Origin of the sequence: Methanosarcina sp. DH1 (assembly GCF_020804205.1) — an archaeon.
Lineage (GTDB): Archaea > Halobacteriota > Methanosarcinia > Methanosarcinales > Methanosarcinaceae > Methanosarcina > Methanosarcina vacuolata.
In genome coordinates, this window is record NZ_WJBJ01000003.1 from 108,469 (window position 1) to 116,978 (window position 8,510).

Here is an 8,510-nt window from a genome sequence, read left to right on the forward strand (position 1 = left end):
AGGGTAAAGAKTCCTTCCACCAGGACGGAAGGACTCTTTACCCTGGCTCTGGCTTTATGAGTGAATTGGGGGGCCCAAAAGCTCTTGGAAGGACGATCAATATTCCCCTGCCGCCAGGGACACCTGATGAGGGCATACTTTACGTGCTCGACTCCCTTGTGCTTCCTATTCTTAAGGACTTCAAACCTGAGCTTGTCCTGAATTCTGCGGGGCAGGATAACCACTACACCGACCCTCTAGCAAATATGCGCTTTTCCGCACAGGGCTACGCAAAATTGAATGAAAAACTGGCTCCTGATATGGCCGTGCTTGAAGGAGGTTACGCAATCCAGAGTGCACTGCCTTATGTGAATACAGGTATAATCCTTGCAATGGCAGGGCTTGATTATTCCTGCGTAAAGGAACCTGACTTCAAGCCAGGCATGTTTGTCCAGGCTTCAAGGGACAGAAAAACTCTGGAAGAAATAGTTGCAACCCAGCTTGAAAACTGGAAAAACAGGGACAGGCTTGTAGAGGCTGAGGTGGCAAAACACGGAAACTTCTACCGTCGAAAAAAACAGATCTTTTACGACACGGATATGATTCAGGAATTCCAGGAAGAATCCATCCGGATGTGCCCTGACTGTCAGGGCTATAAAACCATTGACTCCAACGCTCATGGAGGCATAGGCAATCCCAGAATATTCGGGATTTCGATTCCGATCTACGCCTGTGAGAACTGCCAGGCTGAAGCCAGAGAAGAGTACAGGAAAAGGCTAATTCATCCGGAATATGGATACATCTACCTGCAGGATAAAAAACAGGATGAATACAGGACATATAACACAAGTACAAAGAAGGAAACGGTTTATTAAGTTAGGAAAATTGCTTTTTAGCTAGAAAATGAAGTATTAAAAGTTATAAAGGCTTTTTTTCTTTTTTCTCTTTTCTTTCTTTCTTTTCCGTTTCCGTTTCCCTTTTCCTTTTTCCTTTTTCAGTTTCAGTTTCATTTTTTCTGTTTCAGTTTCCTTTTTCAGTTTCCTTTTCCTTTTCCTTTTCCTTTTTTGTTGTTATTTCTGCTTATTTATTTTTGTTACTTGTATATAGCTTCATATATTTTTTTGAAGTAGTTTGTTGGGATTCACACATATTTTTTATAATATTTTTTCTAGAGATATCATTGTTTTTTAGAGGCACTTATTAAATATATTAATTTTACTCTTAGTTATCAAAATAACCAGGTTCTTGGCAGGCTTGTATCAGATATTAAAAACCGGGATCATCTGACCGGAAAGTAGATGTAAATCTATATCTTGTCGTTAATTTCAATAGTCAAGTGAGAGTGAAAAATAGTAAGAGGTAGTCAGTGTTAACTTATTTTTGTTTTATATAAAAGGAAGTTGATATTGGAAACAAAAAGTGCAAGGGGTAGAAATCAAGAGACAATTCCGGCAAGCTATGGCATTACTTTGTGGCTTTCAAGTATAATATATTTTATGAATATAGTAATCAAAACCGATATGTTTATATTATACTACAATTAGTTTCTAATTAATTTAAGAAAGTTATATTTTTAACTTATTTTATCTGTATGGAGGGATTTGAAATAAACAGAATAAAGCTTTTATTACTAACATTTTTAATATTAACGCTAAGTTCCGGTATCGGGGCAGCGGCTGAAATTCGCGTTAGTTCAGGCGGGTCTATCCAGGCCGCAGTGAACACCGCTAATTCAGGTGATACAATTATCGTAGACCCGGGAACATATAACGAAAATATTGTGATTACAAAGAGCAGCAACCTGAAACTTATGTCAGCATCTGGGAATCCTGATGATACTATAATTGTTTCCAATGACACAACTAAAAATGTAATCTCCGCCAGTGCCAGACTTAATTTAATCATTAAAGGATTTACAATCAGCGGAGCCACATCAGAACACTCAGGAATATATCTATATAGCTGCAATGGTTGCACCATTGAAAATAATAAATTCATAAACAATGCCATGGGAGTATACATAGATTCTTCCATGAATACTACGATACGCAATAATTCAGCTACCAGAACAAGTGAAGCTGGAAAAATAGGTAGAAGCATTAACGTTCTAAAATCCGAATTAACCACAGTCGAGAACAATACGATTTCAAATCAAAATTATTCTATTTATTTTGATAGATCTCCGAGTAATACTATTTTAAGAAACTCTGTGAGCCAGTGTGCCGAGGATGCTATAGTTATTGAAAGCTCAAACAATACTGTCCTGGAAAGCAACACTGTAAGCTCAAACACAAAAAGAGGAATCTACCTTAAAAACTCGCATAAATGTAACGTGAAAAAGAATCTTGTTTCTTCCAATGGAGCAAATGGAATTGACATAGAGGGATCTTCTGGAAATAACGTTCTGGATAACATAATCACAGGTAATGCTAAAAACACCAATATACATGGTTTATTCCTGAACACCTGTAAAGGTGTTACCCTGCAAAATAACACAATATCAAACTGTCAATACGGAGTAGCTATGAGGTATTCCGAGGATAACAGCCTTGTAAAAAATGATGCATATAACAATTCCATAGGCTTTTACGTATCCTACACATCCAGAAGAAACACGCTTTCGGACAATAAAGCAAATTCTAACAATAATGGTATCATTATAGAGCGCGGGGCCAATAATAATGTTGTGGACAAAAATGAAATAAATTCAAACTCGGCTAGCGGCCTTGCACTGGACAATGCAATAAGTAACGAAATAACTAACAATAGCGCCTCCTTAAACAACAGAGGTATTTATTTACTCTCATTATCCAGTAAAAACTCGATTTCAGGTAATAAAATCAATTCTAACAAAAATGATGGCATTATTCTCCAGAATGCAAGTGAGAATGATCTTACCAGCAATACTGTAAATTCGAATGCTAGATATGGTATTTATTTAACAAATTCAAATAACAGTAACTTGGTCAGCAATACGGTGCAGAATAATATTAGAGGCATCAGCCTGTCTGGATCCGGACATAATGAAATTTTTAAAAATTTAGCCACTGATTGCTCTGAATCCGGATTATTCCTGACGAATTCCACTAATAATAACCTTTCGAGGAATATAGCTTATAACAACGGTGAAGGTATCTCTCTCGATTCCTCTGGGAACAATGAAATCTCAGCCAATAACGTCAGTTCAAACGGTAATGGAATTTATATGTGTCCCAGAAGCTATCCAAACAGGGTTTATAATAACTATTTTAACAATATCAACAACGCAAACATTAGAAATAACAGAAGCACCTGGTACATCGAAAGAACTCCAGGTAAAAATATAATGAGTGGCCCATCCATCGGAGGCAATTTCTGGGGAAGCCCGTCACTTATGGGTTTCTCAGACACTAATTCTGATGCCGATGGAGACGGTATTATTGATATTCCCTTCGTTTCAGCCAACGGCAATGTCACAGACAACTACCCACTGATACGTGTGATACTGCCTGTCGCAAATTTTAATGTCAACTCCACAAAGGGTTTTATCCCTCTCGCAGTCGAGTTTACGGATCTCTCACAAGATGCAACTTCGATAAGCTGGGACCTTGATGGTGATGGAGTTGCAGACAATAACAATAAAAGGTTTGTCCATGTGTACGAAACTCCGGGAATCTATACTGTTACTCTAACAGCAAGTAATAAAAACGATACTTCCTCAAAAACGGTGCAAATAACTGCCGAGGAATTCAAAATTCTTCCTATTGCCGACTTCAGCATTAATACAACGAACGGGTATGCGCCCCTTTCAGTCCTGTTCACTGACAAATCACAAAATGCAACCTCAAGAAACTGGGATATAGGCAACGACGGAACTGTGGAGTCTACAGATGCAAGCTTTGTTTATGTGTTCACTAATCCTGGAACCTATACCGTTAATTTGACTTCAATCAATGTAAACGGTATTTCTTCAAAGATTACCTCAATAACTGTTACTACAGAAGAAAGTAGCTCAAGTGGTGGAAGCAGCCATCACAGCAGCGGTGGAGGCGGTGGCGGTGCAGGCGGTTCCCCTGAACCTCAAACTAATGTCCAGGTAAAAGAACTTTCAAAGGCACAGGTTACAAACGGAAAGCCTGTATTGTTTGATTTCACAAAGAACGCAACCTGTGTTGCGTATGTGAGCTTTGATGCAAAGAAGACCGCAGGCAAGATCACAACCATTGCCGAGCAGCTCAAAGTAAAATCGACTCTGGTTTCAGTCCTGAATTCGGGAGAAGTCTATAAGTATTTCAACCTCTGGGTTGGAAACAGCGGGTTTGCAACMGAAAAGAACATTGAAAACCCTGTCGTATGCTTCAAGGTTGAAAARTCCTGGCTGCAGGATAAGRAGATCRACCRGAGCTCAATTACTCTAAACAGGTACAACGACAAGAAATGGTCACAGMTRCCCGTGAAATTATTAAAAGAAGATAGTAAATACCTGTACTTCACGGCAGAAACACCGGGATTCTCRTTCTTTGCAATAACAGGAAAAGCGGTAGAAAAAGTAGCTGAGGCAAAGCCTTCAACCRATACTTCGAAMCTTGATCAAAATAGTACARCATCGGAAACGGAACCTGAGCAAAAAACCGAACAGGAACCAGGAAAGAATAAAACCACAAGYATACCTGGATTTGAAGCGCTCTATGTAGTGGCTTGCCTTGTTATGGCATTCCTGCATAGAAGAAAATAAAAGAACGACTAGATAAAGAGAAATAAGGATCAAAATTCTTCTTTTTACTCTTTCTTATTTCTCCATTTTCTTTTTTACTCTTCCTTATTTCCCTATTTTCTTATTAAAAATTCTTTCATTTCTTATTTTCTTTTTTACTCTTTATTTTTTTTCCATTTTCTCTATGAATCTTCCTTTTTTTCCTATTTTCTTTTTTATTCTTTATTCTTTTTCTATTTAATCATTTATTTTTTCTTCTTTATCTAGTTTTTACTTTTTTATTGCTCAATTTTCCTTTCTACTTGTTTTTTATTTGCCCTTCTTGGTTCATCGAGTTTGAGCAGTCCTTTTCTTGTATTAGGTTTATTTTTTACGTGAAACAGAGAACCTCTCGGATTTTCCAGAAAATTGCTCTGCCACACAAGAAAAGAAAAAAAATCTTTGATTTATTTCTCTGAGATGTCTATTGATCGTCTTTTACCATCTACTTTTATCTCTTTATTTTGATATTATTCTGATCCAATAAATTTATATCAATTAATGTTTAAAATCAGATTTATTAATAAAAAATTAAATAATAATTTAAATAAAAAGTGGGGGATTTAAATAAACAAATTTGCAACTTTAGCAGTAGCTATTCTTCTTTTTGTATTTAGCTCGAGTATCGGCACTGCGGTTGAGGTCATGGTTCAGCCAGGAGAATCAATACAGTCCGCAGTAAATAATGCGACTTCTGGAGATGAAATAGTCATCAGTCCCGGAAATTATAACGAAAATATCGTGATAACAAAGGACAATCTCGTAATAAGGTCAGAGTCTGGGAATCCTGAAGACACCATAATTACGGCCAGTAATAACGCTTCAGATGTATTCTTTGTAGACGCCGATAACATAAGAATCATGGGAGTCAGCATTAAAGGAGCCGGAATTGACAAGGCAGGAATCATCCTATCAGGGGCTCTTAACTGTACAGTTTATAATAATAAAATCACTGATAACGCCCTTGGAGTATATCTAAAGAATTCAATGTACAATAGTGTCCTCAACAATACGGTGGCACAGGGTAAGCGAGCAATTAATGTTGAGAGGTCACACTATAACAAAATAATAAATAACGATGTTTCAGGCGAGAGGTTCGGAATTTACCTTACTGCTTCCGAAGGGAACGAACTTTCTGAAAACTCGGCAAACATGAACTCCAACCACGGTATTGTTCTGGAAAGCTGCAATAATAATAGGCTGGAAAACAACACCGCAAATGCAAACAACGGTTACGGTATCTACATAGCGAGTTCGGGTAGTAATAACCTTACCGGAAACACCGCAGATTCAAACTTAATTTACGGTGTCTATTTATCAGACTCAGGTAACAGCAGCATTGCAAACAATAAAGCGGTAAACAGTATCCGTGGCATTTTCCTGTTAAGATCCGGCGAGAGCACGGTTTTGAATAATCTGGCTTTAAACAACCGGGAAGGGATACGGATTTCATCAGGAATGAATAGCAATATCTCAGGAAATGAGGTCTCGAACAATAATGCTTCAGGGATTTCTTTACTGAACTCTGTTAACTGTACCGTCGATGAAAATCTGTTGTTAAATAACAGCCTGGGAATAGACCTGGAATTATCCAATAATACCGTTATTCTTAATAACAGTGTTCGGGAAGGCGGAAGGGCAATTAGCCTGCGGAATTCAGGTTACAACCTGGTATCAAATAACACGGCTTTAAACAACAGGTACGGATTTTATGTCATACGTTCGCAGTGGAATACACTGTTAAACAATACAGCAAGTACAAGTGTTAACCACGGTATCGTACTTGTTAATTCCACGAATAACAACTTTATGAACAATATCCTGAACTCGAACGGAGGTCACGGGGTTTATCTTAGCAACTCAAGCACCAATACCTTAGATAACAATACAGCTTCAAGCAACAGCAGAGGTATTTACCTGATATCCTCCGGTGGAAACAATATCCTGAACAATACGGTTCTGGGTAACAGGGAATACGCAATCCTGTTGTCATACAGTACAGGCAACAACATTTCCGGAAATGAAGCTTCCAACAGCGGCCGTGGGATTCACCTGAGCACCTGCCAGAATAATGTTGTCTCAAGAAATATAATTACTTTGAACAGTATTTCAGGTATTTTCATGAGCTCTACAAGTAACGGCAATATCATTTTTGATAATTACCTGAACAATGTCTTTAACTCAAATATTAAGGACGGCAGTGAAGGAAATAGCTTGAACATTACAAAAACTGCCGGCACCAACATCGTTGGCGGACCTTACATAGGAGGTAATTTCTGGGCAAAACCTGACGGTACCGGTTTCTCGCAGACCGCAACCGATGCAGACGGGGACGGAATTGCTGATACTGCGTATGAGCTACAGGGCAATAACTATTCGGATTTCCTGCCTCTCGTAGGCGGCTTTGAGCCAGAACAATCTGTGATGCCTCCGACAGCTTTCAATACCAGCAATACCGGAACAGAAAGTCAGATGGAAGTAAATGAGTCAGAAAATCAGATGGAAGTAAATGAGTCAGAAAATCAGATGGAAGTAAATGAGTCAGAAAATCAGACGGAAGTAAATGAGTCAGAAACAAACAATACAGAATCAGCCGATGATGGTGAAATAGAAACAAATAATACAGAATCAGCCGATGATGATGAAATAGAAACCAGTATCGATGAAACAACGGAAGATGCCGAGTAACTTGATTGAAGGAACCTTAGCAGAGCCCAAAGGATAAAAGCAGCAGGCTAAAACTATATAGGATGAGGGCTTGATCCTCCTCATTCTATTTTTACTATTTTTCTTATTTTTTCACTCGCAGAAACGCCAATCTCAAAGCAAAAAAGGCTTTTATACTTTTCATGTACACTGAAACTCCATGAGAATCTGGCCCCTAAACATAAAGGTTCAAGAAAATACAGCGCCGGAAAAAGTAGACATTGAGAACACAAACTTCAAAAAGGTTCATGTTCCGCAAAAAGGAGAACCCGGCTCCTTCTGGGAAAACAGAGGTGACCGATATCACTGTGGGGTTGATCTGTATGCCCCTGAAAATACGGAGGTAGTTTCGATTGAAGGAGGAATTGTCACAGAAACCGGTCTTATGACTTCGCCTGAAATATTACCTTACTGGAACCCGACTTATTACGTGATTATCGAACAGAGCGGTGGGCTGTTCTGCAAATACGGAGAACTTGCAGACTTTACCGTAAGAAAAGGAGACAAAATAGAAGCAGGAAACTTGATCGGACATGTTGGAATGGTTCTTAACTCCGAAAAAATCGATGGTTCCTGCCCGCTTTATATCCAGAATCTGAAAAACAAAAATCCAAGTATGCTACATTTTGAAGTCTGGAGGAGTGAACCCATTACCGTTCACAAAAATTATCTTGGAGGTAACTGGTTTGCAGAAGAAATGCCTGAAAACCTGATTGATCCTACCGGATACCTTGAACAATTAGATCTGTAATATCTGTAATATTTATAAGATCTGTAATTATACTAATTATACTGTAATTTTGCTGTAATTATACTGTAATTTTACTTGTGTATCTGTAACCAGGATTAATCATCACGCACGAAAAATAGGAAAAGCTCACAGCTTACTGGCGTCTTAACTTCTCTGGTTGTTGTCTTATGGAAAGCATGGAATATAAACAGAAGTGAGGTTTTGCCATTTTTCACATAATCCCTTTATTTCCGCTAATATTTAATAGCATAGCTTATTTCTTGAAAAATTTATATAATAATTACTTAAAATCTATTTAATTCTTTGTTTTTATCTAAAATTTGAATTGGAGCAATAAATAGC

Annotated in this window: 3 protein-coding genes and 1 pseudogene; all 4 read left to right on the top strand. The window is 38.0% G+C overall.

All coding sequences use genetic code 11. The features are described 5' to 3' along the window. A pseudogene (locus FXW07_RS01735) lies at positions 1–854 on the top strand (histone deacetylase); the annotation flags it as partial. A gap of 716 nt (positions 855–1,570) precedes the next feature. Continuing rightward, positions 1,571–4,693, top strand: a complete 3,123-nt coding sequence (locus FXW07_RS01740; RefSeq protein ID WP_229393483.1) for a right-handed parallel beta-helix repeat-containing protein — start codon at positions 1,571–1,573, stop codon at positions 4,691–4,693. Between the two features lie 663 nt (positions 4,694–5,356). After that, positions 5,357–7,399, top strand: a complete 2,043-nt coding sequence (locus FXW07_RS01745; RefSeq protein WP_229393484.1) for a NosD domain-containing protein — start codon at positions 5,357–5,359, stop codon at positions 7,397–7,399. A gap of 178 nt (positions 7,400–7,577) precedes the next feature. Next, entirely contained in the window at positions 7,578–8,168 is a 591-nt protein-coding gene (locus FXW07_RS01750; protein ID WP_229393485.1) for a M23 family metallopeptidase, read from the top strand. The last annotated feature ends 342 nt before the right edge of the window (positions 8,169–8,510 follow it).

Bases quoted from the DNA above. Each gene is read 5' to 3' on its own strand.
- FXW07_RS01750 (WP_229393485.1), top strand. From the start codon at position 7,578: ATGAGAATCTGGCCCCTAAACATAAAGGTTCAAGAAAATACAGCGCCG.
- FXW07_RS01745 (WP_229393484.1), top strand. From the start codon at position 5,357: ATGGTTCAGCCAGGAGAATCAATACAGTCCGCAGTAAATAATGCGACT.